Here is a 23,541-nt window from a genome sequence, read left to right on the forward strand (position 1 = left end):
GCCGAACGTAAGCGCCCCACCTGTCAACCGAACACGGACCGTTCACCTGGTGCCAACCACCACCAACCGGCACAACCCCACCGCGGACGGCCGGACGGCCCTGTCCACCCTCCGGGACGTCCTGCATAATCAGGCCCGATCGTGCGACCCGGGACCGCCCGGCCGCGCGCCAGAGAGCACGAGAACCGCGAACCGAGATCCGAGGAGGGCCGGCCCATGCCGGACCAGCACTGCCCGACGTGCGGCACCGCACGCACCGCCGGGTGCGGCTGCCTCCCGGACCGGAGTCTCGACGAGACCGCCGTCCTCCCGCACGTCGAGGGCCCGCCGCTGGTCCGCCCGTACGTGCCGCAGGCAGCCGGCCAGGTCGCGGAGGAGCCGCCGCACGCCGCAGCGCCGCACAGCCCTCCGGCAGCCGCACCCATGGCCGCGCACCCGCCCGTGCCGCCGCTCGGGCCCGACGCGGACGCGTACGCCACCACCGTGCTACCGCCCGTCCCCGGCGCCGCTCAGGACGCGTACGCCACCAGCGTGCTGCCGCCCGTCCCCGGCGCCGCCCCGGACGGGTACGCGCCGGACGGGTACGCGCCCGACGCGTACGCCCAGGACGGCTACGCGACCACCGCGATGCCGCCTGTCCAGCCCGTCCCGCCCGTCCAGCCCGGGGACGACCTCGGCTACTTCCCGTTCGACAACCCCGCCCCCGAGCCCGACCCGGAGGCCGCCCCCGTCGCCGGCCGGGCCGCGCGGAGGGCCGCCGAGCAGGCCGAGCAGAGCCCGCTCGCCCGGCACAAGCTGCTGGTCGCGGGCGCCGGCGCGGGCCTGCTGGCGCTCACCGTCGGCCTCGCGTACGCCGTGACGCCCTCGTCGCCGCCGGCGCAGAAGGCGCTGCCCGCGCCCACGTCGCTCGCCCCCGCGCCGGCGGACCCGACCACCGATCCCGCCCCGCAGCCGAGCGCCGCGGCGCCGACGAGCGACACCCCGAGCCCGACGGCCACCCGGACGGCCAAGCCGAGCCCGACGAGGACGCCGACGCCCACCCCGTCCCACACCCCGACCCCGACGCCGACGCCCACCCCGACGCCGACGCCGACCCCCACTCCGACGCCCACGCCCACCCCGACGCCGACCCCGACCCCCACGCCGCGTCTTCTGCAGCTCGGGATGGCCGGCGCCGACGTCAAGGCGATGCAGCAGCAGCTCTACGCCGCCGAGTGCGGATTCGTCGACAAGTCGATCGTCACCGGCACCTTCGACTACTGGACGCAGTCGGTGCTGATCAGCTACCAGCACGACAACCGGATCAAGGGCGAGAACGGCGTCTACGGTCCCAAGACCCAGGCCGCCCTCGCCGCGGACCCCGGCTGCTGACCCCGGCTGCTGATCCGTTCCCGCTAAGGGCGAGCGGATCCGCCCCCCCCCCCCCCGCTAAGGGCGAGCCGATCCGCCCCCGCTAAGGGCGAGCCGATCCCGCCCCGGAGAGCCGGAACGGGCGGGCGCGTCAGCCCGTGACGGCCCCGACGATGCTGACGCCCGCCAGCACCACCATGATCGCCGCCGCGACGCGGACGATCAGCTTCATCGGCACGTGCTTCAGCAGCTTCTGCCCGCCCACGATCGCGATCCCGCCGACCGCGCACAGCGCCAGCCAGGAGCCGATGCCGACGGCCAGCGGATCGGCGTACTTGGCGGCCAGGTTGGCGGTCATGATCTGGGTCAGGTCGCCGAACTCGGCCACCGCGACGACCACGAAGCTCGCCCCGGCCACCTTCCAGAAGCTGCTGGAGGACGGCTCCTTGGCGGCGTGCTCGTCATCGTCGCCGCCACCGTGGAAGAGCAGCATCGCGGCGCCGGCCAGGAACAGCGCGCCGGTGACGCCCTCGACCCAGCGGTGCGGCAGGAGCGAGAGCAGGTGCCCGGCCACCAGGGCGATGCCCACCTGGACGGCGAAGGCGGCGGCGATGCCGGCGAAGACGTAGCTCGCGCGGTACTTCGTGCCGAGGACCAGGCTGGCCAGGGCGGTCTTGTCCGGCAGCTCGGCCAGGAAGATGATGCCGAACGTCAACGCGGCTACGGTCACACTCATCGGAGGATTCCCTCGGTCGGGCCGCCGGTCCGCGGCAGCTCCGTCAGGGGACGCCTCGGCCCGACAGCACTGGAAACGGTCACAGCACTGCGGCCGAAGGTCTCGCCGGCACCGGTCTCACGACCGCGTGCCCCGGGCGCCGGGCCCGTGGGGGCCAGTATGTCGACGGTCCGGTGGAGGGCTACTCCCCTTCAACGCCGTCCAGGTTACCCGACGCCGGGCGGGCTCCCCACCCGGTGGGAGGTCGGCCGCCGTCACCAGCCCGCGCCCGACCAGCTCCAGGACCACCACGACGGCGGCCGCCTCCACCGCCAACAGGCCGACCAGCACGAACAGTTGGACCGCACCGGCCTGCACCGGGGAGGACCCGCCGAGCAGCATGCCGACGAAGGCGCCGGGGAGCGTCACCAGGCCGACCGTCCGCGTCTGGTCCAGGGCGGGGACGAGCGAGGTCGCGGCGGCCGTCCGGCAGATCTCCAGCCGGGCGTCGCGCTCCTCGAAGCCGAGCGCCAGCGCCGCCTCCACCTCGCCGCGCCGCTGCCGGAGCTCGTCCAGGGCGCGCCGCCCGGCGAGCGAGGTGGCGGTGAGCCCGCCGCCGATCAGGATCCCCGCGACCGGGATGACGGACAGGCCCTTCGGCGGCAGCAGTCCGACGGCCAGCAGCAGGACGAGCACCGGCAGCACCCCGGCGCCGATCGGGGCCGCCGCCCACACCCAGCCCGGCCCCGGGGTCATCCGCCGCCCGGCGGTGCGCACCGCGACGGTGAACATCAGCAGCACGAACAGCGCCGACCACCACAGGGAGCCGACCACCCAGGTGATCACCGCGGCGACGGCCGCCAGCTGCACCACCGCCCGCAGCCCGGCCCGCAGCACCGCGTGCCCGTGCCCCAGCAGGCCCCACCCGGCCACCGCGACGGCGGCCAGCAGCAGGACGGCGGCCACCACCCCGAGCACCGGGGTGACGGGCAGCAGTTGTCCGCCCGACGCGGCGAGCGCGGAGCCCGCCCAGGACCGTCCGGTCAACGGGCTCAGATCCAGCTGGTGAACCACATCCGGTCCTGCCAGGACGTCAACGGGATCACCTCCGCCGTGTAGAGCGGGTAGAAGAAGGCGAAGCACCCGACGATCGCGAGCACGATCAGCCCGGCCGCCGCCGCGCCGATCCGCCGCCGCTCGGGGGTGCTGCCGGCCGGGCCGAGGATCGCGCCGAGCATCTGGGCGACGGCCAGGCACAGGAACGGCACCAGCACGACCATGTAGAAGGAGAAGACCGTCCGCTCCTGGTACTGGAACCAGGGCAGGTAGATCGCGGCCACCGCGCACAGCACGGCGCCCGAGCGCCAGTCGCGCCGGAAGAACCAGCGCCACAGCAGGTAGACGAGCGCGAAGCAGGCCGTCCACCAGAGCAGCGGCGTGCCGAGCCCGAGGATCTGCGCCGAGCAGCCGCCGGGCGTGGTGCAGCCCCGGGTGCCGATCGGGACCTGCTCCCAGTACATGGAGACCGGGCGGCCCATGACCAGCCAGCTGAACGGGTTGGACTGGTAGGTGTGCGGGGTGCTCAGCCCGGTGTTGAAGTCGTACATCTGCGAGTGGTAGTGCCACAGGCTGCGCAGCGGCGCGGGCACCCAGCTCATCGAGACCTGCGGCAGCGGGACGCCGAGGACGCTGTCCGGCGAGAGCCCGGCGCGGTCGTCGGCCCAGTGCCGGTCGTACCCGCCGCCGCCGTTGGCGCCGTTGGCCAGCCAGCCGCTCCAGGCGCCGACGTAGACGACGACCGCGGAGCCGACCATGGCGAGGAAGGCGGGGACGGCGTCCCGGCGCAGCATCGAGCGCCAGGGATGGCGGGCGCCGGCGGCGCGGCGGCCGGACTGGTCCCACAGGACGGTCAGGATGCCGAAGGCGGCGAGGACCATGACGCCGTTCCACTTGACCGCGGCGGCGGAGCCGACGAACACGCCGGCGGCGATCCGCCAGGGCCGCAGGCCGAGCCGGACGGTGTCGCCGTCGGTGACGCCGGCCAGCCGGGCGCGCACGTGGTCGCGGTCGATCAGCAGGCTGCCGAACGCGGCGAGGACGAAGAACATCTGGACGCCGTCGAGCAGGCCGACCCGGCTCATCACCAGCTGGAGGCCGTCGACGGCCATCAGGAGGGCGGCGGTGCAGCCGATCAGGGTGGAGCCGAAGAGGCGGCGGCCGATCCGGGCGAGCATGAGCACGGTGACGGTGCCGAGCAGGGCGGTCATGAACCGCCAGCCGAAGGGGTGCAGTCCGAAGAGCTGCTCGCCGACGGCGATCACCCACTTGCCCAGCGGCGGGTGGGCGACGAACTCCGGGGCGTTGGTGAGCGGGACGCCCTGCGGGACGGCCAGGACGTCGGCGTTGGCGTGGTCCGGCCAGCTGCCCTCGTAGCCCTGCTTGAGCAGCGACCAGGCGTCCTTGGGGTAGTACGTCTCGTCGAAGACGAAGGCGTTGGGGTAGCCGAGGTTCCAGAACCGCAGCAGGCCGGCGAAGAGCGCGACGCCGATCGGCCCGAGCCAGCCGAACCACGCGGCCCGGTCGGCCGCCGCGACCAGCGGCCCGCGCGGGGCCGGTCCGGGGTCCGGGGCCGGTGCCGCCGGGGGGTGCGTGAGCGCCGCTTGCGTCATAGCCTCGCCGATTCGCCGGTGTACCGCTGTGCCAGTGACCGCCGTGCCGGCCGGGGCCGGGCGGTCGACAGGCACTGACACTATGTGGCGGTGGTCGCGAAGCCAAGCGCGACGGGCGCCGCCCGGGTGACCCGGTCGGCGCCCGTGCGCGCGGTGTTCGTCGGGGCCCGCTCAGGCGGCCGTCTGGAGCTCCCGGACGGGGATCGCGTGGACGACGGCCGGGGCCGCGTTGTCCTGCTCCGGCGTGAGGTGCGGGCGCAGCCGCAGGGCCAGGGCGACGATCAGCAGGGTGGAGCCCGCCATGGCCGCGAGGTAGAGCGGCCAGGTGCCGGAGCCGACCAGCAGCACGCCGACGGCCGGGCCGACCGCGATCGCGATCTGCTTCACCAGGGCGTAGCCGGCGTTGTAGGTGCCGAGCAGCCGGGCCGGGGCGAGGTCGGCGACGATCGGGCCCATGGTGGGCGCGAGCAGCGACTCGCCGACGCCGAACAGGGCGTAGATCGAGACGATCGCGACCGTGGCGGCCATGGCCTCGGTCCGGATCAGGCCGGCCACGAGGGCCATCGTCCAGGCGCCGAGCCAGACCACGCCGGCCGCGGCCATGGCGGTGGTGCGGCGGCGGCGCGCGGTGATCCGCACCATGAACATCTGCAGGACGACGATGGTCAGCGCGTTGGCGCCGATCGCGAAGCCCAGGGTGGAGGGCGCGGTGCCGACGGTGTCGGTGGCGAAGGCCGCGACGCCGGACTCGAACTGGCCGTAGCAGGTGAAGAAGATCAGCCCGGCGAGGACGCAGAGCCGCACCATCGCCTTGTCGGCGACCAGGGCGCGCAGGCCGGTCGGGCCTTCGGTCTTGCCGTGGACGGCGGTCAGCTGGACCTTGGGCATCCGGGCGGTGCCGGTGACCAGGGCGAGGCCGAGGAAGGTCGCCGCCTCGATGGTGAACAGCCGGGTGAGGCTGGCCGGGTCGGCCACGTTCACGATCTGCCCGCCGACCAGCGCGCCGATGCCCATGCCCAGGTTGACCAGGGTGAACTGCAGCGCGAAGGCGTGCGCCCGGGTCGCCGCGGTGGAGCAGCGGACGATCATCGTGGCGAGCGCCGGCTGGCAGGTGGTGACGCCCGCGCCGAACAGGAACGAGGAGACCAGCAGGGCGGGGGTGCCGGTGGCGTGCCCGAAGGCGAACGCGCCGGTGGCGGCGAGCGCGGTGCCGGCCAGCAGGACGGGCCGGGGACCGTACTTGTCGATGCCGCGGCCGGTGAACGGCAGGACGGCGAGCGCCGCGAGCGCGAAGACGGTGAACACCATCCCGGCCGCCAGCGAGCCGAGCCCGCGCACCTGGTCCACGTACACGAACATGTACGGCATCGTGAACCCGCTGCCGAACGCGCTGAGCGCGTTGCCGATCTGGACGCGGCGCAGCGGGCCGCCCGCCCCGCGTCGCTGCTGCCTCTGCTGCTTCACCGTGCCGGTCACCGTGCACACCCCTTCTTGGAGATTCGACTGGATACTCTTAAGTCCAGAAGATTTCAGAGCTAAAGTTTGACGAGATAAAGTCTTAGCACCAGAAGAGTGTGGAGTCAAAGGCTTAAGAGATGCACGCCCCCGTGCGACACTGGTCCGCATGACTACGGACAAGCCCGCTCCGGCCAAGCCCAGGGAGCTCGGCATCGCCGAGCAGGTGGCCGTCTACCAGCGGGAGTTCCCCACGGTGGACCCGCAGGTGGAGACCATCGTGCAGACCCTGAACCGGGTCTCGCGGCGGATGGGGGTGGCCTACGACCGGCAGCTGACTGTGCTGGGGATCACGTCCGCGGAGTGGGAGGTGCTGAAGGCCCTGGTGGTCTCCGGCAGCCCCTACCGGCTGGGACCGGGCGAGCTGGCCAAGCGGCTCGGGCTCACCCCGGCGGCGATGACGCACCGGATCGACCGGATGGTGGCCGAGGACCTCGTCACCCGGGAACGGGACGAGTCCAACCGGGTCCGGGTGATCATCGAGCTGACCGAGAACGGCCGCGACAAGTGGCTGGAGTCGATGCGGATGGCGGCGGTGTTCGAGGAGGAACTGCTCCAGGACATCGCGGGCGAGGAGCGGGCCGTGCTGTCGGCCCTGCTGGCCCGGATGCTGCGGCGCATCGAGGAGAGCCGGCCGGACGCACCCGGGCGCGCCGCGGACCCCGCGTAGCAGCCCCGCACATGGCTCCGGCCCGCCGAGGGAGTGGTCTCCCCCGGCGGGCCGGACGTCTTTCGGTTTCGGTGCGGGGTCCGTCAGGCCCTCAGCCGTTCTCGGGATCGGGCCCGGGCGTCAGCAGGGGCCGTTGTCGGTCCAGACGCCCCACTGGCCGCTCTGGGTCGGGTCCTCGCCCTTGGTCCACCACTTGTTGGTGTAGTAGTGGCCCTTCCAGGAGACCTTGGTGCCGCCGGCCGCGTAGGTGGCGTTCGGGTCCCAGCTCGGGGCGGCCGGGCAGGTGACCGGCGTGCCGGTGGGGGTGCCGGTCGGCGTACCGGTCGGGGTGCCCGTGGGGGTCCCGGTCGGCGTGCCGGTGGGGGTGCCGGTCGGGGTCTGGGTCGGGGTCGCGGTGGAGCTCGGGGTGCCGGTCGGCGGGGCCGGGCAGGCCGCGGCCGAGCCGTTGGTGGCGTTCGCCATCGTGTCGAACAGGGAGGTGTTGGTCCCCAGGTCGTACAGCGAGAAGGCGAAGGAGCCGCCGAGGCCGTTGCAGTGGGCGTAGTCGAGCTTGGCCTGGATCGACCGGGCGTCCTCACCGCTCCAGAAGGTGGTGCCGTCGTAGAAGTACGTGGCCTTCGCGGCGTCGTCCCAGAAGGTCTTGGACGGGTTGTCGACGAAGCCCGTGAGCTCCTTGTACATCTGGATGCCGGGGACGTTGCCGGACATCGCGGCGCCGGCGGCGGGGTTGGCGGCGGGCTGGAACAGGCCGTTCTGGCCGTTGTTCGGGACGCCGGTCCAGCCGCGGTAGTAGAACGGCACACCCATGTTGATCTTGTTGGCGGGGAAGCCGCCGGGGATGCCGTAGTCCGGGTCGCCGACCGTCCACGCCTTGACGGCGTTGTCGATCGAGTACTTGCCGTGGCCCGGCTTGGCCGGGGTCATCGGGTCGTTCGGGCCGGAGTAGAGCGGGGCCTGGTGGTTGGTCGGGCCCTGGGCGTCCCAGCCGCCGTGCATGTCGTAGGTCATGACGTCGAGGAACGTGAGGTACTGGCCGATCTTGTCGGTCTCGACGTTCATGATCTTGTCCTGGCCGGCGCCGACCGCCGCCGACAGGGCGTAGGTCTTGTTGTCGGCCTTGCCCTGCGCGTCCAGCTGGTTGCGGAACTCCTGCAGCAGCAGGGTGTAGTTCTGCTTGTCGGCCGGGCTGGAGATGTTGCCGGTGTGACCGCCGCCGCCCGGGTACTCCCAGTCGATGTCGACACCGTCGAAGACGCCGGCCGCCGAGCCCGGGCCGCCGTAGCCGGCCTCGCTCGGGAGGTTGCCCTTGATGAACATGTCGAGGCAGGACGAGACCAGGTGCTTGCGCGAGGCGTCCGTGGCGGCCGCCGACGAGAAGTACTTGGAGTAGGTCCAACCGCCCAGCGAGATCAGGACCTTGAGCTTCGGGTTCTTCGCCTTCAGCTTCTTCAGCTGGTTGAAGTTGCCCGCGATGCCCTGGTTCCAGACGTCGCCGACGCCGTCGACCGAGATGTCGGCGCCGAAGCTCTTCTGGTAGTCGGCGAACGCGTCGCCCGCGCCGTCACCCGCGTTGGGGTTGTTGTCGTTCGTGTCCGCGGCCTTGGTGGCCTCGAAACAGCCCAGGTCGGTCGGGTTGATGTTGGCGAAGTCGTAGATCAGGTAGTCCAGCTTCCCGGCCACGCCGGTGTCCTGGATCGTCTTCGGGTAGTACCCGTTCGCGTAGATCGACCACTGGTCGAAGTAGGCGACCTTGATGCCGCCGCTGGTGGCGGGCGCGCCGGTGGAGTTGGTGGTCGCGGCATTGGCCGCGCCGCCGCCGGTGAGGGCGAGGCCCGCGCCGAGCAGCAGGGAGGCGGTGGTGCCGGCCGCGATCGCGGCCAGGCTCTTCGGGCGCCGACGGCGGACGCCTTCCTGAGCCGGGGTCCCGGCCCTTTCAATGCGTGAGCGCAGCATGGGTGCGTGACTCCTGGGTGTGGGGGTTCTGTCCGCCCCGGGGACGCCGTCCGGGGTGGGGCCGGACGACCGGGGCATGACAGATCAAGGAAGGGAATCGAGCGGGAAAGGGAATCGAGCGGGATCAGGCCGTAACGGACACCGGGATGTGCCGAACCGGCGCCGGCGGCCGTACGGCCGCTGACGCCGGTTCAGGGGCTCCCTGCACCTGGGCAATAAAAATGGACTAGACCAACTCGCCCGTCAAGAGGGGCCGTCGGGCCTTGACCCGCGCTTAAGGTTCGCCTCCCCCACGGGCACCCCCGGCGACCTGCGCGTCAGTAGCGGACGGCGTTCGCCACCACGGCCTTGATCGTCCCGGACAGGTCCCGGTTGCTCTTCGCGGTGGCCTGGGCGCCCTGCCCGGCGGCCACGTCGTCCAGGGTCACCGCCGTCGCGTCCTGCACCTGGCCGGATCCGTCCGTGAAGTCGACCTGGATCACGTACCGGTAGGACTGCTGCCCGTGGTTGGTCACCGTCAGCTGCGCCTGCGCCCTGCCGTCCGAACCGGTCGTCACCGCCCCCACCGCGACGTCGGCCTTGGCGTCCAGCCCGCCCTTGATCCCCGCCACGGCGGACGAGGCGGCCGAGAACGCCGCCGAGGCCTGCGCCTGCGCCGACGAGAGCGCCGAACCGGCCCCGCCGGCCGCCGAGGCCAGCGCCGAGGCGGCCGACGCCGCGGCCGAGACGCCCTTCTCGATCTCGCCGGCGGCCGAGGACACCGCGCTGCTCGGGCTCTTGCCCGACGAGCACCCCGCCAGCACCGCACCCGCGACCACCGCGGTGGCCAACACCCCGGCCACGGCGCGGCGTCGGCGGCGCAGCAGCGGGGCGTCCGGCAGCTGCGCGGTGACCCTGCGGGTGACCCGGGTGGCCCGGGTGAGCGGCTGGCGGTCCATGGGCGGTCCCGTCCCTTCTGGTGTCCTCCGGCGCCCGGGCCGCCCGGCACGCCTCCCGGCCCACCCTCCGAGGCCCCGGGCGGAGCCGCCAGCGGGGCGGTGCCTCCGGGTGAGCCGGGCGGGCGGCGACGTCAGGGTGGCGATGTCAGGGCGGCGACGTCAGGACAGGCCCGAGCCCTCCTGCTCGTCCGCCTCCACCGCCGCCCGCTCCTCGCGCAGCCGCACGACGTGCCGGCGCCGGGCCACCACGCCGTACGCGGACGCGGCGCTCGCGACGAAGGCCAGCACGCCGACCCACGGCCGGTCGAAGGCGTGGCCGGTCACGTGGTCGAGCGAGTACCGGCCCGGGCCGGCCAGGCCCAGCGCCAGCCCGGTCGCGCCGAGGAATGCCGGGTACTCGTAGCCGCCGGAGGTCATGAAGAAGCCGGCCGGGGCGTGCACCGCCACGGCGCCGGCCATCGTGCCAGCCACCACCGCGCCGGCCGCCGGCGTGGCCAGGCCCGCCACCAGCAGCGCACCGCCGCCCGCCTCGCCGAGGCCGGCCGCGATCGCGCTCTCCCTGGCCGGGTGGAAGCCCATGCCCTCCATCGCCTTGGTGGTGCCCTCCAGGCCGCCGCCGCCGAACCAGCCGAACAGCTTCTGGGTGCCGTGCGCGATCAGCACCCCGCCGACCGCGCCGCGCAGGGCCAGCAGGCCCAGGTCCCTACGGTTCAGACACATGTCGCAACCTCGTTCCCGCGGTGGTGGTCCTCCGTCCATGGGACCCGAGACCGCGCACCCGTTCGAGCCGGGACCGCCATCCGGGCGAATCAGCCGCCGACCGGGAACGGACCGCGGCCCCCGGCGGACCCCGCGGTCATGCTGAGCGGATGTTCGTCTTCAACCTGTCCAGCGCCTTCATCACCTTCTTCGCCGTCGTCGGACCGCCGAAGGTGCTGTTGTCCTTCGCCCGGCTGGCCCCCACCCGGACCACCCGGGAACTGCGGCGGCTCGCCGCCTGGAGCACGGTCGTCTCGGCCGTGATCGGCCTGGTGCTGGGCTTCAGCGCGGACGAGGTCACGACGCTGTTCCACATCAGCGACCAGTCGCTGCAGCTCGCCGGCGGGACGATCTTCTTCATCTACGCCGTCGCGCTGGTCTTCGGGGTGCACCTCGGCGAGGGCGAGGACGACGAGCACCTGCCGAACCCGATGCTGGACGGCTTCCGCGAGCTCCTGCTGCCGTACATCGCCAGCCCGCTCGCCGTCAGCGCCGTCCTGGTCGCCTCGCTCACCAAGGACGACTGGGGCTGGCGGACCACCGTCGCCGGGGCCTACGTGGCCGTCGTGGTGATCAACTACGTCGCCGTGGCGCTGCTCGCCCCGCTGATGCGGCGCACCCACCGCACCTCGCTGGAGGTGCTGTCCCGGCTGCTCGGACTGCTGCTGGCGGCGGTGGGCGTCGAGCTGTTCCTGAACGGCCTGGCCGGGCTCGGCGTGCAGATCGCCGAGGGGCACTGAGGGGCACTGGGGGCCCTTGAAGGGCGCCGGGCCCGGCGGCGCCGATGGGCGCCGGGCCCGGCCGGCCGCGCCGTCAGGCCGCGGCGAGGCGGGTCAGCACCTCGCCGATCCGCTCCCGCGCCAGCGGGTCGGCGATCAGGCCGTCCGCACCGACCGCCCCGCGGTCCAGCGGGATCCGGACACAGGCCTCGTCCACGACGGCCGCGCCGGTGTAGCCCAGGACGGCGCGCAGGGTGGCCTCGGCGCCCTCGCCGCGGCCGGGGGCGGCGCAGTTGATCCAGGCCGCCGGCTTGTCGGAGATCTCGACCCCGCCGACCGTCCAGTCCAGCAGGTTCTTGAACGAACCGGGCAGCGTGCCCGCGTACTCCGGCGTGCAGATCAGCAGCGCGTCGGCGGCCTCGACCGCGGCGCGCAGCGCGGCCACCGCCTCCGGCAGCGGATCGGTGTCGTGGTCGGGGTTGAAGTGCGGGAGGTCGGCCAGCCCCTCGAAGTAGGTGGCGCGCAGGCCCGGGGCCCCGGCGGCGAGGGCCTCGGCCGTCCGCAGCACCGTCTCGTTGGAGGATCCGGCGCGGAGGCTCCCGGTCAGAAGCAGGATGTGACGCTCGTTCGGCATGCCGAGGAACCTACTCCCCGGTCCCGGGACCGGGGAGGGGTTTTCCCCACGGCCACGGGAGTCACGGGAGCCATGGGCGTCACGGGAGTCACGGGAGTCACGGCACGACGACCGTGCGCCACGGCACCGGGCTGGAGAGGATCATCGAGCTCGACGGCTGGCCGTAGCCGCCGAGCCGGTCGCACAGCCGCTCGAACTCGGCCATCGTGGGCGCCGCGACCAGCAGCACGCAGCAGGCCCCGCCGGTGACCCGGTGCAGCTGGAGCACCTCGGGCCAGTTCGCCACCTCCGGGTCGCGCAGCACGCAGCGCGGGCCGTAGCACTGGATCTGGACCAGTGCGGTGATCGGCAGCCCGGCGCGGGGAAGGTCCACGTGGGCGTGGTAGCCGGTGATCACACCGTCCGCCTCCAGCCGGCGGACCCGTTCGGCCACCGCGGGTGCGGACAGGCTCACCCGGCGGGAGAGTTCGTTGTACGAGAGCCTGGCGTCGGCCTGGAGCTCGGCCAGCAGGCGGCGGTCGACGGCGTCCATGGCGGCTCCCGGAGTGCTGTGCACGTGGCGTGCGAGTGGCTGGAATCGGCGGTCTTGCCGATCGTAAAGGGAATCGGCGCAACGCCTCGCGAACAACAGCCCGAGGGCCCGTTGCGGTACCCGGAGGCCATTCAATCCGGGGCCGACACCGCCGCACAATGGGGCCCCCGGTGGAACCAGGCCGTCCGTCTGGTCACCGGGCCCGGGCCGTGGTGCCCGGCCGTCAGGAGGGATCGGGATGGGGCACGACACGGTGGAAACGCCCAGCCTGTCATTCGTCGGGGGCGAGGAACCGGGTCGGGGGACCCCGTACGCCCGCTACGCGCGCCTGGACGAGCTGCACGGCCTGCAGCACCCGCTCAGCAAGGCGCCGGCCGAGATGTCGTTCATCGTCACCACGCAGGTGATGGAGCTGCTGTTCGACCTGCTGCGGCACGAGTGGACGCTCGCCCAGCAGGCACTGCGCGAGGACGACCTGCCGGCGGCGCTCGCCGCCCTGCGGCGCGGCACGCACGTCCAGGACGTGCTGACCGAGTCCTGGGACCTGCTCGCCACCATGACACCGCAGGAGTTCAACTCCTTCCGCGCGCTGTTCGGCGAGGCCTCGGGCTTCCAGTCCTCGGCCTTCCTGCACCTGGAGTTCCTGCTCGGCAACAAGAACGCCGCGCTGCTGAACATGTACGCGGACGCGCCGCGCACCCGCGACGAGCTGGCCGAGGCGCTGCGCGCGCCCAGCCTGTACGACGACGCGCTGGCCGTGCTCGCCCGCCGGGGACTGACCGTCCCGCACCTGCCGTCCGAGCAGCGCCACCACGCCTCCCCCGAGGTCGAGGCGGCCTGGCGCCGGGTGTACGCCGAGCCGGAGTTCGCCGGCCTCCAGCCGCTCGCCGAGGCGCTGCTGGACGTCGCCGAGCGGGTCACCCGGTGGCGCCAGCGCCACCTGAACGCGGTCCGCCGCACGATGGGCGCCAAGCCCGGCTCGGGCGGCTCCAGCGGGCTGACCTGGCTGCGCAAGTCGGCCGACCAGGACGTGTTCCCGGAGCTGTGGTCCATCCGGGACGAGATGTGAGCGAGAGGCAGGACATGGGCACGGGCAAGATCACGGGTGCGCTCACGCGCGAGGAGTGCGCGGCGCTGGACGCCGTCGACCCGCTGGCGGCGTTCCGCAAGGAGTTCGCACTGCCGGACGGGGTGATCTACCTGGACGGGAACTCGCTGGGCGCACTGCCGGTGCGCACGCCCGAGCGGGTGCGCCAGGTGGTCGAGGAGGAGTGGGGCCGCGACCTCATCCGCAGCTGGAACGACGCCGGCTGGTTCGAGCAGCCGTACGCGCTCGGCCGCCGGATCGCACCGCTGGTCGGGGCCGGCGCGGACGAGGTCGCGGTCTGCGACACCACCTCCGTGAACCTGTTCAAGGTGCTCTCGGCGGCGCTGCGGCTGCGCCCGGGGCGCGGCACGGTGCTCGGCGACGCCGAGGCGTTCCCGACCGACCTCTACATCGCCGAGGGCGTGACCGGCCTGGTCGAGGGCGCGCGCAGCGTGCTGATCCGCCCGGAGGAGCTGGACGCGCACCTGGACGGGGACGTCGCCGCCGTCGTCCTGTCCCACGTGGACTACCGCACCGGGGAGCTGCTCGACATGCCCGGGATCACCGCGCGCGTGCAGGCCGCGGGCGCGCTGATGATCTGGGACGTGTGCCACTCGGTGGGCGCACTGCCGGTCGAACTCGGCGCCTCGGGCGCGGACTTCGCGATCGGTTGCACCTACAAGTACCTGAACGGCGGCCCGGGCGCGCCGGCCTTCCTGTACGTCGCCGAGCGGCACCTGGCGGCCGGTCCGGTGCAGCCGCTGAGCGGTTGGTTCGGCCACGCGCGGCCGTTCGCGTTCGAGCCCGGGTACGACCCCAAGGAGGGCATCGGGCGCTTCCTGTGCAGCTCGCCGTCACTGCTCGGCCAGGCCGCGCTGGGCGCCAGCCTGGACGTGTGGGAGCGCGCCGACCTGGCCGCCGTGCGGGCGAAGAGCCTCGCGCTGACCGACCTGTTCATCGCGCTGGTCGAGGGCCTGGACGGGATCGAGGTGGCGACCCCGCGCGAGCACGCCCGGCGCGGCAGCCAGGTCGCGCTGCGGTTCGCCGACGGCTACCCGGTAGTGCAGGCGCTGATCGCGCGCGGCGTGATCGGGGATTTCCGCGCGCCGGACCTGATGCGCTTCGGGTTCACCCCGCTCTACCTGTCCCACGTCGACGTCTGGGACGCGGCACAGCATCTGGCGGAGGTGCTGGAGAGCGGCGAGTGGCGGCAGGAACGGTTCTCCCGCCGGGGCGAGGTGACCTGACCGGGCCCGGGCTTCCCGGCCGGGGGATCCGGCCGGGAACGGGCGCTCCCTGCCCGCGTCGTGGGGCAGTGACGAAGGCCATGGACCGGTTCCTCGCGGGACGCTGACCGCACGACCGGTGGCCGGCCCCTCGCGTTCCGGCCTCTTCACACGCTCGCCGACGGCCGCCGGCACGGCTCGGGCCGCCCGGTCGGGAGTGACCGAGCGGCCCGTCGTGCCGTGGGGGTGGTCAGCTGTGGCGGCCGCGGCGGCGGGCGACCATCACGGCGAGGCCGCCGAGGGCGAGTGCGCCGACACCCGCGGCGCCGAGGACGAACGGAGCGTTGCCCGCGCCCGTCGACGGCAGCTCACCGCCACCGTGGTGGTGACCGCTGGACTCGTGCCCGGTCGGGTGCCAGCTGGTCGGCACGGGGCCCGCGGTGGACGAACTCGCCGAGGGCGAGGTGGTGGTGGCCGACGGCGACGTGGTGCTCGCGGTCGGGGACGGCGACGGGGAGTTCGTCGGGGACGGGGAGCTGGTCGGCGAAGGCGAGTTGGTCGGCGAAGGCGAGTTGGTCGGAGACGGGGAGCTGGTCGGCGAAGGCGAGTTGGTCGGCGAAGGGGAGTTCGTCGGGGACGGGGAGTTCGTCGGAGACGGCGAGTTCGTCGGCGACGGGGACGGCGAGTTGGACGACGGCGACGGGCTCGGCGAGGTCTTGCACTCCGGCAGGTCCCCGTCGAACGGGTAGCTGTGGATCTCGTAGCCGCCGGTGCCGGTGTGGATCAGGTTGCCCGCGAGGTACACCCGGCCGTTCATTCCCGCCTGGGCGATGGTCGTCGTCCCGCCCGGGTTGCCCGCCAGGACAGAGCCCTGGAACTGGGCGCTGCCGAGGATCTGCGCCGTGGTCGCGGTCGGGAAGTTGTACATCAGCTTCGAGCGCATGTCCGTGGTCTGGTCCCCGGCCAGGCCCGTGCCCGTGTAGGTGTTGATGACCGGGCTGTCGCCGAGCATGTTCACCACGACGGTGGCCCCGGCCGGGATGTTGTTGAACACCAGGCCGATCTGCCCGCCGGTCGGCGAGGCGAGGTTCCGGGTGACGTTGAAGACCTGCTTCGTGCTGGTGCCGTCACCGGTGAAGGTGGCCTGACTGGAGGACACGTCGACGGTGCCCGTGGCGGTGGCCCGCCCGACGCAGTCCGAGACCTCCTCGATCTGGGTGAGCACCGTCTGGTACGGCGCTGCCGCGTTCGGGTCCTGGATCGACTCGCCGATCGGGTCGATGCTGACGGTTCCGGTGACGCTGCCCGCGTGGCGCAGGTTGCCGAAAGCCGGGCCGTGGGAGTCGCTGCCGCCGATCAGGATCGAGTTGCCGCTCTTCACGTCGACGTTGCCGCCGGTGGTGACGAAGTCGCTGCCGTTGGGCGGCACGACGCGTGAGCCGACACCCACGACGCCCATGTTGTAGACGCCGCCCCCGTTCTTGTCGAGGGTCAGGACCCCGAGCGTGACGATCTTGCCCTCGGCCTCGGCGGCACGGCCGTTGACGGTGTAGTCGCCGCCGGTGAAGACGTTGATCGTGGCGTCCCGGCCGGTGAAGTCGCCGTTGTTCGGCGGCGGCCAGGTGGACGGGCAGTCGGGCCCGGTGCAGGCGCCGAGCGGCGGCGCCAGCGGCGCGGCGGAAACGACCGACAGCACGGCGGCCATCGGCACCGCGGCGAAGGCCGTGGCGACGGCGATCCGCACGGCCCGGCGGCCGGGAACCTGCGGTCTCTTCACGGCGGTCGTTCTGTGATCCGGCGTACCGGTGCCCTGACCCATCGACGCGTTCCTCCACACAAGGAAAAAGGCAGGTCGCTCAACCTGCCATCTTCGGGTGATTACCTGGTGATCCCACATATTCGCGACGCGACGTCACAAATCGGACTATTCATACCCTGTGGATCCTCGGATCCGATCCCGGTGTCCATCGAACGGCCGAGCGGATCGACCGGCCCCCGGGGCGCGGGCCCATGGCCTAGGTTGGGGACATGACCACCGAGGACCACGACCGGCGCCAGGACCGGCCCGCCCCGCTCGTCGCCGTCGCCTCCGCCGAGGCCGTCCTGCGCCGCCCCGAGGTGGGCGAGCACCTGCTCACGGACCTCGAACGGCAACGCGCGGCACGCTTCCGGACGGAGACCGGGCGGGTCGACTTCACCGCCGGCCACCTCCTGGTCCGGCTCTGCGCCGCCCGGCTCCTCGGCGTCCCGGCCGACGGCCTCGCGCTCGCCCAGCAGTGCCCCGACTGCGGCCGGGCCGACCACGGCAAGCCGTTCCTCCCGGACCACCCGGACGTGCACGTGAGCCTCTCGCACACCCGGGGCGTGGTCGCCGCGGCCGCCGGCTTCGAGCCCGTCGGTGTCGACGTCGAGCTCGCCGCGCGCGGGCGCTCGCTGGGCGAGGTCGCGCAGCGGGTGCTCGCGCCGGCCGAGCTCGCCCTGGTGCAGGCGGCCCCGGAGCCGGACCGGGCCTTCCTGCGGCTGTGGGTGCGCAAGGAGTCGCTGATCAAGATCGGGCGGACCAGCATGGACACGCTGGCCGCGGTCGACCTCTCCGACCTGCCACTGGCCGTCCCGGCGGACGGACCGCTGCGCAGCCGCCACCAGGACCTGCACTTCGTCGACTGGACGGACCCGGCGCACGGCGCCGCGGTGGCGGCGGTCAGCACCGCCGAGCCGCAGGTCGTGGAGCTGACGGCCGGGGCCTGACCCGCGCGGCGGGCGCCGGGGTAAGCGGTGTTAGCGTGCCTGGTCGGGCGCCGGACCGCGGCCGCCCCGCCGAATCGCTGCCCACCGCCGGATTAAGGGTGTCCCCGCCATGGCCAAGTTCCTGCTGAGCCTGCACGTCCTCGCGTCGGTCCTGTTCATAGGCCCGGTCGCGGTGGCCGTCAGCATGTTCCCGCGCCGTGCGAAGGCGGCGCTGGCGGGCGGGCCCGACCAGGCCTCCGACGCCGGCGTGCTGCGGATCCTGCACCGGATCACCCAGGTCTACGCGCTGCTGGGGGTGGCCGTGCCGGTGCTGGGCATCGGGCTGGCCCAGGTGATGGACGTGCTCGGGCAGTCCTGGCTGATCGTCTCGATGGTCCTGACCGCGGTCGCCGCGCTCTCGCTGCTGCTCTTCGTGCTGCCCGGCCAGCAGGCCGCCGTCGACGCGCTCGCCCAGGAGACCGGGGACGAGCAGCGCGACAAGGCCGTGAAGGGCCTCAAGATGCTGCCGATGACGGCCGGCGTCTTCAACCTGCTGTGGGCGGTCGTCGTGGTGCTGATGGTCATCCGTCCGGGGTCGAGCACCGGCGTCTGAGGCCGGTAGGCGCTTGAGCGTTGGCGCTTGGGTGCTTGGGCACTTGGGACGCCGGGACGCTGGTGAGGCCCCGGTGGGCCCGGTCACCGCTGTGGGCCGAGCCTCCTGAGCGGGACGCCCGCCCGCTTCACCGCGCGCGCGACGATCGCCGTCTCGGCGCGCGTCACCCCGAGCGGGCCGAGGGTGTCCGTGACGAACCGGTAGAGCCCCGCGTGGTCCCGGCAGAACACCGCGGCCATCAGGTTCGTCGGCCCGCTGGTCGCGAGCACCCCGTGCACGTGCGGGTGCCGGGCCAGGGCCGCGCCGGTCTCGGCGAGCCGGCCGGGCGGCACGTCCAGCCAGAGGTTGGCGTCCACGGCCAGGCCGAGCAGCCGGGGGTCGACGGTCGCGTGGGTGCGCAGCAGCCCGGACTCGTCGAGGCGGTGCAGGCGGCGGCGGACGGTCGACTCGGGTGCGCCGACGGCCTCGGCGAGGGCGGCGTGCGACTGCCGGGCGTCCTCGGTGAGCCGGGCCAGCAGCGCGTGGTCCAGCTCGTCCGACGGCGGGGGCGTCCGCGGGCGCGGTGCGACGGGCCGGGCGAGCGCCGCGGCCTCGTCCGCGTCCAGGTATCCGGCCTGCCACTGCCCGGCGTCCGCGTAGGCGTGCAGGACGGCGTGGGTGGTGGTCTCGGTGACGGCGGCGGTCGCGGGCAGCTGCCCGTACAGCAGGCGGTCGCGGCCGCCGGCGTCGCTCAGCATGACGGCGCCGATCTCCTGGCCGCCGAGCATCACGTCGACGAACGGGACGTCCGGGCGGTCGGCCAGCGCCTTCGCGATGGCGTCCACCGTGCCGCGCAGCACCCGCACGCGCAGCAGCGCGCCGACGGCCGCGTCCTCCACGTCCGGCATCCGCACCACCCGCAGCACGCCGGCCCCGCGCAGCCTGGCCAGGCGGCGGGTGACCGTCCGGGCTGAGACGCCCAGCACCTCGGCGATCCGGCCGGTCTCGGCCCGGCCGTCGACCTGGAGCGCGCAGACCAGCCGGCGGTCGAGGAGGTCGAGGGCCGTGTCCGGATCAGCCGTCGATAGATCCATGGTGTCCGATCTCCATCATTCTGAGCCCATTGAGCGTCCTGTTCATCCGCTCCGACGGTACTCCTTGTCCTGTGCGGCCGGACGGTCCGGCCAGGAGTGGGGTACGACGATGGAACTGTGGGCGCTGGCCGAGGGTGTGGAGGCCGCGGTGCGCGAGGTCGGCGCGAAGCTGGTGGCCCGACGGCCCACCGAGCCGACCCCGGCGCGGACGGCCGAGGAGGCGGTGGCGCGGTTCGCCGAGATCGACGGCCCCGCCGCAGCCGAACTGCGGGAGCGGCTCGGCTCGTTGCGCCCGGACGCCGGTTGGCTGGACGACGAGTTCGACGGCGCGGTGCCGGCCGAGGGCGAGTGGTGGCTGTGCGACGCCACCGACGGCGCGGTGCAGTACCTGCTCGGCCTGCCGTACTGGGCCGTCACCGCGACGCTCGTCCGGGACGGCCGGGCCGTGCTGGCCGTGGTCCACGCGCCCGAGCTGCTCGGTGGACGGACCTACCGCGCCGTGCTCGGCGGCGGCGCCCACCTGGACGGGCGGCCGATCGCGCCGCTGCCCCGCACCCTGGGGTCGGCCGTCGCGGCGACCAGCCAGCCGCCGACCGCCGCCGGCGACCCGGTCGCCCTGCGCCGGGCGGGCGAGTCGCTGGCCGCGATGGCCGGCGCCGTCGTCGCGGTGCGCAACCTCGGCCCGACCGCCCTCCAGGTGGCGCAGGTCGGCTCCGGGCACCTCGCGCTGTTCTGGGAGTACGGCGCCGACGCGCCCAACCTGCTGCCCGGCGCACTGATCGCGAGCGAGGCGGGCGCGACGGTGACGGACACCGCCGGGGCGGCCTGGACGGCCGCGTCCGACGGGTTCCTCGCCGCCGCGCCCGGACTGCACGCGGACGTGGTCCGGGTGCTGCGGAACGTCGACTGACCTGCGGGGCGCGGACGTGGTCCGGGTGCTGGGGACGTCGACTGACCTGCTGCACGCGGACGTTCGGCGGCCTACGCGGACGGGCCGCCGAGACCGAACAGACCAGCCGCGTTGTCGTGGCAGACGGCCCGCAGCCACTCCTCCCCCAGGCCCAGCCCGGCCAGCGACTCCAGCTGGTGGACGTACCGGTACGGGATGTTCGGGAAGTCGCTGCCGAGCAGGACGCGCTCCTGCAGCCCGCGCAGGCGCGGGAGTTCGTCGCGCGGGAACGGGACGTCGGCCTCGGCGAAGTCGGTGAACGCGATCGTGGTGTCCAGCCGGACGGCCGGGTGGCGCTCGGCGAGGTCGAGGAAGTCCCGGTACTCGGGCATGCCGAGGTGGGCGACCACCAGCACCAGCCCGGGATGGCGGGCCACCACCTCGCCGATCGGCCCCGGACCGGTGAACTTGCCCGGCACCGGCCCGGATCCGCAGTGCGTCACCACCGGGGTGCCGCTCTCCGCCAGCAGCCCCCACACGTCGTCCAGCCGCGCGTCCGCCGGGTCGTAGCCGCCGACCTGGAGGTGCGCCTTGAACACCCGGGCGCCCTCGTCGATCGCGCGCGCCACGTACTCCGCCGCCCCGGGCTCGGGGAAGAACGTCGCGGTGTGCAGGCAGTCCGGCGTGCGGGCGGCGAAGTCCGCGGCCCACGCGTTCAGCCAGGCGGCCATGCCCGGCTTGTGCGGGTAGAGCATGGAGGTGAACGCGCGGACACCGAACTCCCGCAGCCGCTCGACGCGCCGCTCCTCGGCCTCCCGGTAGGTGATCGGCCAGGGGCGGTTCACCAGCGGGCCGGCCGCGTCGAAGTACGCCCACACCTTGTCGAGGACGTTCTGCGGCATGAAGTGGGTGTGGACATCGATCAGGCCGGGCAGGCCGAGGTCCCGCCAGAACGCCCGGACGGCCGCCGCCTCGGCGCCTTCCGCGGTGTGGTCGTTCACGCGGGCACCGGGCGGGCGCGGTCGATGATCTCCGTGACGTCGACGCCGGGCGGCAGGGTGCCGAACGCACCGCCGTGGTCGCCGCCGAGGCGGGTCGCGCAGAACGCGTCGGCCACCGCCGGGCTGCCGTACCGGACGAGCAGCGAGCCCTGGAAGGCCAGCGCCATCGCCTCGACCAGGCGGCGGGTGCGGTACTCCAGGTCCGTCGGGTCGGAGAGCTGCTTGCGCAGTTCGGCGACCGCCGCGTCCAGGCGGCGGTCCGCGCCGGCCGCCGAGTCGAGCTCGCCGAGGAACGCCTCGACGCTCTCCGGGCGCCTGGCCATGGCCCGCAGCGCGTCCAGGGCGGCGACGTTGCCCGAGCCCTCCCAGATCGAGACCAGCGGCGCCTCCCGGTAGAGCCGCGGCATGCCGGACTCCTCCACGTAGCCGTTGCCGCCCAGGCACTCCAGCGCCTCGGCCGCGTGCGCCGGACCGCGCTTGCAGACCCAGTACTTGGCGACGGCCAGCCCCAACCGCCGTACCAGCGCCTCGTTCTCGTCCCCGGCGAGGGCGAGGTCGGTGGCGTGGGCCAGCCGCATGGCGACGGCCGTGGCGGCCTCGGACTCCACCACCAGGTCGGCGAGCACGTTGCGCATCAGCGGCTGGTCCACCAGCGCCTTGCCGAACACCCGCCGGTGGACGGCGTGGTGGACGGCCCGGGTCGCGCCGTAGCGCATGCCGGAGGCACCGCCGACGGTGCAGTCGAGGCGCGTCATGTTGACCATCTCGATGATGGTCGGCACGCCCCGGCCCTCCTCGCCGACCAGCCAGCCCACCGCGCCGTCGTACTCCAGCTCGGCGGAGGCGTTGGACTTGTTGCCCAGCTTGTCCTTGAGCCGCATCAGGTGGAGGCGGTTGCGGCCGCCGTCCGGGAGCACGCGCGGCAGCACGAAGCAGCTGAGCCCGCCCGGCGCCTGGGCGAGCGTCAGGAAGAGGTCGGACATCGGCGCCGAAGTGAACCACTTGTGGCCGGTCAGGCGGTAGGTGCCGTCCGCGTGCGGGGTGGCCGTGGTGGTGTTGGTGCGGACGTCCGAGCCGCCCTGCTTCTCGGTCATCGACATGCCGGCGATCAGCCCGCGCTTGGAGCGCGGCTCGCGCAGCCCGAAGTCGTACTCCGTGGCGGCCAGCAGCGGTTCCAGCTCGGCCGCCAGGGAAGGGTTCGCCCGCAGGGCCGGGACAGCGGCGTAGGTCATCGAGACCGGGCAGGTGTGACCCGCCTCGACCTGGCCCCACACGAAGAACTTCGCGGCGCGGGCGGAGTGGGCGCCGGGCCGGCCGTCCCGCCAGGGCGCGGCGTGCAGGCCGTGGGAGACGGCGGTGCGCATCAGCTCGTGCCAGGCCGGGTGGAACTCGACCTCGTCGATCCGGTGGCCGAAGCGGTCGTGGGTGCGCAGCACCGGCGGGTTCTCGTTGGCCAGCCGGCCCCACTCGGCGGCCTGCTCGGAGCCGGCCAGTCGGCCGAGCTCGCGCAGCTCGGGCTCGGCCCAGCCGGCGCCGGCCCGGTCCAGGGCGGCGAGCAGGGTCGGATCGGCGGCGGTGTCGTGTCCGTACGGCAGGGGCACCTGGTTGGTGACCTCATGCGTCGCTGTCATCGCGTCCTCCCAGGGCACGCAGGGTGAAGGAGACCAGGGCGGGGACCACCTCGGCGGTGGTCCGTTCGGGTCCGGCTCCGGCGGGGGTGGTGCTGGGCGGCTCGGGCTCGGCGGGGGCCAGCGCGGGCTCGGGCTCCATGCGGGCCGGATCGGGCTCGGGCTCGGCGGCCAGGGGGCCGGCCAGGGCCTCGCCGACCGCGCCGACCAGGGCGGCGGCGGTCAGCACCGGGTCCTGGGCGGGCAGCCGCCCGGCGGCCACGGCGGCGGCGATCTCGGCCGCGATCACGTCGCGGAACGCCCGCCGGAACACCAGGCGTTCGGCGTCCACGACCGCGTCGGCCGGCTCGACCAGCAGCGCGTACGCCAGCCGTGGCGCGCGCAGGGCACGGGCGGCGAACGTCTCCACGACCGCGGCGATCCGCTGTTCGGGCGTCTCCCGGCGGGCGACGGCCGCGTTCACCGCAGCGATCTCGCGCGTGACCACCCGGCGGAACAACTGCACCGACAACTCGGCCTTGTTGGTGAAGTGCTGGTACACGCTGCCGGTGGCGATCCCGGCGCGGTCCGCGACCGCGGCCATCGTGCAGCCGCCGTACCCGCGCTCGGCGAGCAGGCCGACGGCCGCCTGCAGCACGGCCTCGCGCTGGGCGTCCAGACGGGCTTGGACGGCGGGGGTGCGTCGGTAGGCCATGGAAGCATTGAAGCACCGATTCACTGCTTCGGGGAGGGGTTCGGCGGGGGCGGCTTCCGGCCGGATGCGAGAGCCGGAGCGAGAGCCGTACGCGAAAGCCGGAGCGAGAACCGGACGCGAAAGGCCGCCCCCTCGAATTCACCGAGCGG

22 protein-coding genes are annotated in these 23,541 nt (G+C 73.7%); 8 read left to right on the forward strand and 14 right to left on the reverse strand.

Translation table 11 applies throughout. The annotated features are described in order from the left end of the window. Window positions 1-216 precede the first annotated feature (216 nt). Complete coding sequence (locus ACFVSN_RS23610) at window positions 217-1,371, forward strand: peptidoglycan-binding domain-containing protein (protein ID WP_387956527.1); 1,155 nt, start codon at window positions 217-219, stop codon at window positions 1,369-1,371. Between the two features lie 130 nt (window positions 1,372-1,501). On the opposite strand, the gene ACFVSN_RS23615 is transcribed toward ACFVSN_RS23610, so the two are convergent. From ACFVSN_RS23615 to ACFVSN_RS23630, 4 genes are all read right to left on the reverse strand, one after another. After that, window positions 1,502-2,086 (reverse strand): TMEM165/GDT1 family protein, encoded by a 585-nt coding sequence (locus ACFVSN_RS23615; RefSeq protein WP_380439397.1) that lies wholly within the window; start codon window positions 2,084-2,086, stop codon window positions 1,502-1,504. A 117-nt stretch (window positions 2,087-2,203) separates the two neighbouring features. After that, entirely contained in the window at window positions 2,204-3,061 is an 858-nt protein-coding gene (locus tag ACFVSN_RS23620; protein WP_380439448.1) for an ABC transporter permease, read from the reverse strand. A gap of 56 nt (window positions 3,062-3,117) precedes the next feature. After that, complete coding sequence (locus ACFVSN_RS23625) at window positions 3,118-4,734, reverse strand: dolichyl-phosphate-mannose--protein mannosyltransferase (protein WP_387956528.1); 1,617 nt, start codon at window positions 4,732-4,734, stop codon at window positions 3,118-3,120. 171 nt (window positions 4,735-4,905) lie between these two features. Further along, the gene (locus tag ACFVSN_RS23630; RefSeq protein WP_380493507.1) at window positions 4,906-6,198 is read right to left on the reverse strand and encodes an MFS transporter; all 1,293 of its coding nucleotides are present in this window, start codon (window positions 6,196-6,198) and stop codon (window positions 4,906-4,908) included. Between the two features lie 160 nt (window positions 6,199-6,358). On the opposite strand from ACFVSN_RS23630, the gene ACFVSN_RS23635 reads away from it, so the two are divergent. Then, window positions 6,359-6,919, forward strand: coding sequence for a MarR family winged helix-turn-helix transcriptional regulator (locus tag ACFVSN_RS23635; RefSeq protein WP_380493505.1), 561 nt, complete (start codon window positions 6,359-6,361; stop codon window positions 6,917-6,919). A 120-nt stretch (window positions 6,920-7,039) separates the two neighbouring features. Here the strand turns inward: ACFVSN_RS23635 and ACFVSN_RS23640 are convergent, their stop codons facing one another. The 3 genes from ACFVSN_RS23640 to ACFVSN_RS23650 form a co-directional block, all read right to left on the reverse strand. Beyond that, window positions 7,040-8,872 carry a glycosyl hydrolase family 18 protein gene (locus ACFVSN_RS23640; protein ID WP_387589276.1) on the reverse strand — a complete coding sequence of 611 codons (1,833 nt, stop codon included), beginning with the start codon at window positions 8,870-8,872 and terminating at the stop codon, window positions 7,040-7,042. Between the two features lie 317 nt (window positions 8,873-9,189). Then, window positions 9,190-9,810 carry a hypothetical protein gene (locus ACFVSN_RS23645; protein WP_387956529.1) on the reverse strand — a complete coding sequence of 207 codons (621 nt, stop codon included), beginning with the start codon at window positions 9,808-9,810 and terminating at the stop codon, window positions 9,190-9,192. A 159-nt stretch (window positions 9,811-9,969) separates the two neighbouring features. Then, entirely contained in the window at window positions 9,970-10,530 is a 561-nt protein-coding gene (locus ACFVSN_RS23650) for a DoxX family protein (RefSeq protein WP_380439387.1), read from the reverse strand. A 149-nt stretch (window positions 10,531-10,679) separates the two neighbouring features. On the opposite strand from ACFVSN_RS23650, the gene ACFVSN_RS23655 reads away from it, so the two are divergent. After that, on the forward strand, window positions 10,680-11,309 hold the full coding sequence (locus ACFVSN_RS23655; protein WP_387956530.1) for a MarC family protein: 630 nt from the start codon (window positions 10,680-10,682) through the stop codon (window positions 11,307-11,309). Window positions 11,310-11,382: 73 nt separating this feature from the next. On the opposite strand, the gene ACFVSN_RS23660 is transcribed toward ACFVSN_RS23655, so the two are convergent. Beyond that, on the reverse strand, window positions 11,383-11,922 hold the full coding sequence (locus ACFVSN_RS23660) for an NADPH-dependent FMN reductase (RefSeq protein ID WP_387589271.1): 540 nt from the start codon (window positions 11,920-11,922) through the stop codon (window positions 11,383-11,385). 97 nt (window positions 11,923-12,019) lie between these two features. Continuing rightward, on the reverse strand, window positions 12,020-12,454 hold the full coding sequence (locus ACFVSN_RS23665; protein ID WP_380439382.1) for an Lrp/AsnC family transcriptional regulator: 435 nt from the start codon (window positions 12,452-12,454) through the stop codon (window positions 12,020-12,022). Between the two features lie 238 nt (window positions 12,455-12,692). On the opposite strand from ACFVSN_RS23665, the gene ACFVSN_RS23670 reads away from it, so the two are divergent. Together ACFVSN_RS23670 and kynU are read left to right on the forward strand one after the other, a co-directional pair. Next, entirely contained in the window at window positions 12,693-13,523 is an 831-nt protein-coding gene (locus ACFVSN_RS23670; protein WP_380439380.1) for a tryptophan 2,3-dioxygenase, read from the forward strand. A gap of 14 nt (window positions 13,524-13,537) precedes the next feature. Beyond that, the gene (gene kynU / locus ACFVSN_RS23675) at window positions 13,538-14,788 is read left to right on the forward strand and encodes a kynureninase (RefSeq protein ID WP_387589345.1); all 1,251 of its coding nucleotides are present in this window, start codon (window positions 13,538-13,540) and stop codon (window positions 14,786-14,788) included. A gap of 229 nt (window positions 14,789-15,017) precedes the next feature. Here the strand turns inward: kynU and ACFVSN_RS23680 are convergent, their stop codons facing one another. Beyond that, window positions 15,018-16,544, reverse strand: a complete 1,527-nt coding sequence (locus ACFVSN_RS23680; protein WP_387956531.1) for a choice-of-anchor A family protein — start codon at window positions 16,542-16,544, stop codon at window positions 15,018-15,020. A gap of 251 nt (window positions 16,545-16,795) precedes the next feature. On the opposite strand from ACFVSN_RS23680, the gene ACFVSN_RS23685 reads away from it, so the two are divergent. Together ACFVSN_RS23685 and ACFVSN_RS23690 are read left to right on the forward strand one after the other, a co-directional pair. Beyond that, on the forward strand, window positions 16,796-17,515 hold the full coding sequence (locus tag ACFVSN_RS23685; protein ID WP_380506488.1) for a 4'-phosphopantetheinyl transferase family protein: 720 nt from the start codon (window positions 16,796-16,798) through the stop codon (window positions 17,513-17,515). A 109-nt stretch (window positions 17,516-17,624) separates the two neighbouring features. Continuing rightward, a complete protein-coding gene (locus ACFVSN_RS23690) occupies window positions 17,625-18,107 on the forward strand; it encodes a DUF2269 family protein (protein ID WP_380439374.1) in 483 nt (160 codons plus the stop codon). A gap of 83 nt (window positions 18,108-18,190) precedes the next feature. Here the strand turns inward: ACFVSN_RS23690 and ACFVSN_RS23695 are convergent, their stop codons facing one another. Further along, on the reverse strand, window positions 18,191-19,180 hold the full coding sequence (locus ACFVSN_RS23695; protein WP_387956532.1) for an Lrp/AsnC family transcriptional regulator: 990 nt from the start codon (window positions 19,178-19,180) through the stop codon (window positions 18,191-18,193). A gap of 109 nt (window positions 19,181-19,289) precedes the next feature. On the opposite strand from ACFVSN_RS23695, the gene ACFVSN_RS23700 reads away from it, so the two are divergent. After that, window positions 19,290-20,090: an inositol monophosphatase family protein gene (locus tag ACFVSN_RS23700; protein WP_387956533.1), complete on the forward strand. Its 801-nt coding sequence runs from the start codon at window positions 19,290-19,292 to the stop codon at window positions 20,088-20,090. A gap of 71 nt (window positions 20,091-20,161) precedes the next feature. Here the strand turns inward: ACFVSN_RS23700 and ACFVSN_RS23705 are convergent, their stop codons facing one another. Genes ACFVSN_RS23705 through ACFVSN_RS23715 form a run of 3 tightly spaced genes read right to left on the reverse strand, consistent with a single transcriptional unit; the run spans window position 20,162 to window position 23,392 of the window. Continuing rightward, window positions 20,162-21,070, reverse strand: a complete 909-nt coding sequence (locus ACFVSN_RS23705; RefSeq protein WP_380493485.1) for an amidohydrolase family protein — start codon at window positions 21,068-21,070, stop codon at window positions 20,162-20,164. Continuing rightward, on the reverse strand, window positions 21,067-22,701 hold the full coding sequence (locus ACFVSN_RS23710) for an acyl-CoA dehydrogenase family protein (RefSeq protein WP_380506496.1): 1,635 nt from the start codon (window positions 22,699-22,701) through the stop codon (window positions 21,067-21,069). The genes ACFVSN_RS23705 and ACFVSN_RS23710 overlap by 4 nt, the downstream gene beginning before the upstream one ends. Beyond that, window positions 22,685-23,392: a TetR/AcrR family transcriptional regulator gene (locus tag ACFVSN_RS23715; protein ID WP_387956534.1), complete on the reverse strand. Its 708-nt coding sequence runs from the start codon at window positions 23,390-23,392 to the stop codon at window positions 22,685-22,687. Before ACFVSN_RS23715 ends, ACFVSN_RS23710 begins: the two co-directional genes overlap by 17 nt. Window positions 23,393-23,541: the final 149 nt, after the last annotated feature.

The sequence above is a fragment of the Kitasatospora sp. NPDC057904 genome, assembly GCF_042887925.1.
Lineage (GTDB): Bacteria > Actinomycetota > Actinomycetes > Streptomycetales > Streptomycetaceae > Kitasatospora.